This is a genomic window from Pseudoduganella sp. RAF19, assembly GCF_052114165.1.
Lineage (GTDB): Bacteria > Pseudomonadota > Gammaproteobacteria > Burkholderiales > Burkholderiaceae_D > Rugamonas.
Map to the genome: position 1 here is coordinate 1 of NZ_JBFREF010000027.1, position 2,136 is coordinate 2,136.

The following is a 2,136-nucleotide window of genomic DNA, read 5'->3' on the forward strand; positions in this document are numbered from 1 at the left end:
GCCAAAGGGACTGGATTTATCAAGTTATTCGCAAGGTCAGCTCGACGCCATCGCAAATCGGCTGAATGAACGACCTAGAAAAACGTTAGACTATGAAACGCCGGCTCAACGGTTTTATCAATGTGTTGCGTCGACCGGCTGAATCCGCAATCCTTTGATGCCGTTGGAAACATACGCCGCCAGCCCCGGCCTTCGCAGCTACGGAATCTATAAGGAGGAGGCAGACGCGGCCCGTACTTCACCGAAATTAGCCTGCCGACAAATACAACAGCAAAAATGATAGCAATAATCAAGTTACTCCTCCACGTTGTATCAGGTCTATCGTTCCGATAGGTCTGCTGTTGGCCGTGTGCCGTCGGCGGCCTGTCTGAGGCAGCCGCCCCTTTGCGGACCGTTGTGATTCTACATCGGTCTTTTACTCAGCGATGACCTTCGGATTTACATAGCGATCTACAGCGATTTTCGATACCAAAACTAAGACTACGGCCATCCAAACAATGATTCGTAGTTCGTCAATGTTGGCGATCAGATCCCAAAGGCTAGCGCTGCCGGACGAAACCAAACTATAGATCTCGACATATCGTTCAAACGGCAAAACGATTAGCCACACTAACGCAAGGTAGTTGAAAACGCGATTCTTAGAGGAAAGGAAATAGATGTTCAAAAAGACCATCCCGATGTGCTTCAGGTAAGAAAATTGGTCTACGCCACTAACATCACGATGAGAAACCAAAGAGATTAGAGTCAAAATAATGTAAGCCACCAGCAAACCCACTGCGGTGTAATAGAAAGCTGGCCTCTCTCGAAAGACGCTCATCGATACCCCTCTATAAAATAACTTTATATATCGGAAATTGTTAATATAACATGGTGACTTTGGAATAACATCGGTCGGCCATTTGTCAGGCTCGGCAGAACAGAGTCGAGTGGCGGCTATTGGCCGGAGTCTGCCGGAGGTTTAACCTGAAAATAGCGGGCCGGCAGAACGCGTAGCGTAGAGGCAATTAGGTTGACTGCATCGTACAGCAAAGAGGTCATTTGACCGCGCCGAGATCAATAGCGCCGTATTCTCCATCTTTGGCGTCAAAGTCAGTATCAGTAAGCTCTTTTGTACGATTAACAGTTCTATCGATGAGACAATCGCGCTTGTCGCGATAAGCCCATTCGCAGTCGAGGTCGCGCATCTGAAGCCAGGCGCGTTGTGCCGCCTTTAGCTTTTGCTGCCCCTTCACATTAAGCCTTTGAATAATTTTCGAGTAAACGACGTTTAGCTCTTTGTCGAAATGCTTCAATTCCGCATCACGAGTATCTCCACCGACGTCGGCAAACGCAGTACCAACAGCCAAGAGCAGGGAAAACACCAGAACGCCGACTTTACTTTGATTCATAGGTACCTTTGTATTCGTTTCCAACGCGTTACTCATGACTGACCCTGTGTGACTGCAATTGGCCGAACTCAGCCAACTACCATCAGGATAGCAGCTTGCCCATTGGCAAAGCTCACGAATTCTCACCCTTGGTTGAGCAGCGCCTTAGTAAAGGAAACTAGATTGAGGACTAACTCCTGCCCATCTGCTTATGCTTTTCCGCGAATGATATAAGCGGGCGGATTTCTTCTGGAGGACGCAGCATTAGTGAAAGTTGCCCGTCCGGGCTTACTGCTATTTGCTCCACCAACGACGGCAGCGTATGGCTGGATACAACGAATGCCCACAAGAAGCCTCCAAAAACAAATCTGTAAGCTCCGTGTCCTTGGAATCGCAATCGCTCAGGCTGCATTATCAGGTCAGTCATGGCCCCTGCCGGAGACTTCAACCCGAACAATATACATGGATACTCTCTCGGCGCTCCAGGGTTTCCCTCAAGCAGCATGCGACGGAGTATCTCACTATGTTTTCCAAGCTGCACGCGCTCAAAGAACTGTAGTGACGAAACACCTGCTCTCCAGAGAATAGAGAGCAAGAATAGTTTAAATTTCCTGTAGTCCTGAATCGCCACGACCATTGTAGACACTCCTGAGCCATAATTTAGGCAAAGGAGAAATCATGAGTGGGAAGCGTTACACGGAGGAATTTAAGATCGCTGCGGTCAAGCAGGTTATTGATCGCGGGCACCCAGCAGCCGAGGTCGCTGAGC

Annotated in this window: 3 protein-coding genes and 1 pseudogene; 2 read left to right on the top strand and 2 right to left on the bottom strand. The window is 48.9% G+C overall.

Translation table 11 applies throughout. The features are described 5' to 3' along the window. Window positions 1-142: pseudogene (locus tag AB4Z19_RS30415) on the top strand (IS30 family transposase); the annotation flags it as partial. 273 nt (window positions 143-415) lie between these two features. Here the strand turns inward: AB4Z19_RS30415 and AB4Z19_RS30420 are convergent. Continuing rightward, on the bottom strand, window positions 416-817 hold the full coding sequence (locus AB4Z19_RS30420) for a hypothetical protein (RefSeq protein WP_442037133.1): 402 nt from the start codon (window positions 815-817) through the stop codon (window positions 416-418). 217 nt (window positions 818-1,034) lie between these two features. Beyond that, window positions 1,035-1,424: a lysozyme inhibitor LprI family protein gene (locus AB4Z19_RS30425; RefSeq protein WP_442037135.1), complete on the bottom strand. Its 390-nt coding sequence runs from the start codon at window positions 1,422-1,424 to the stop codon at window positions 1,035-1,037. 621 nt (window positions 1,425-2,045) lie between these two features. Here AB4Z19_RS30425 and AB4Z19_RS30430 point away from each other — a divergent pair. Further along, window positions 2,046-2,136, top strand: a 91-nt coding sequence (locus AB4Z19_RS30430; RefSeq protein WP_442037137.1) for a transposase, incomplete at its 3' end; no start/stop codon positions are given.

Coding starts and splice junctions, on each gene's coding strand:
- AB4Z19_RS30420 (WP_442037133.1), bottom strand. CDS start 817: ATGAGCGTCTTTCGAGAGAGGCCAGCTTTCTATTACACCGCAGTGGGT.
- AB4Z19_RS30425 (WP_442037135.1), bottom strand. CDS start 1,424: ATGAGTAACGCGTTGGAAACGAATACAAAGGTACCTATGAATCAAAGT.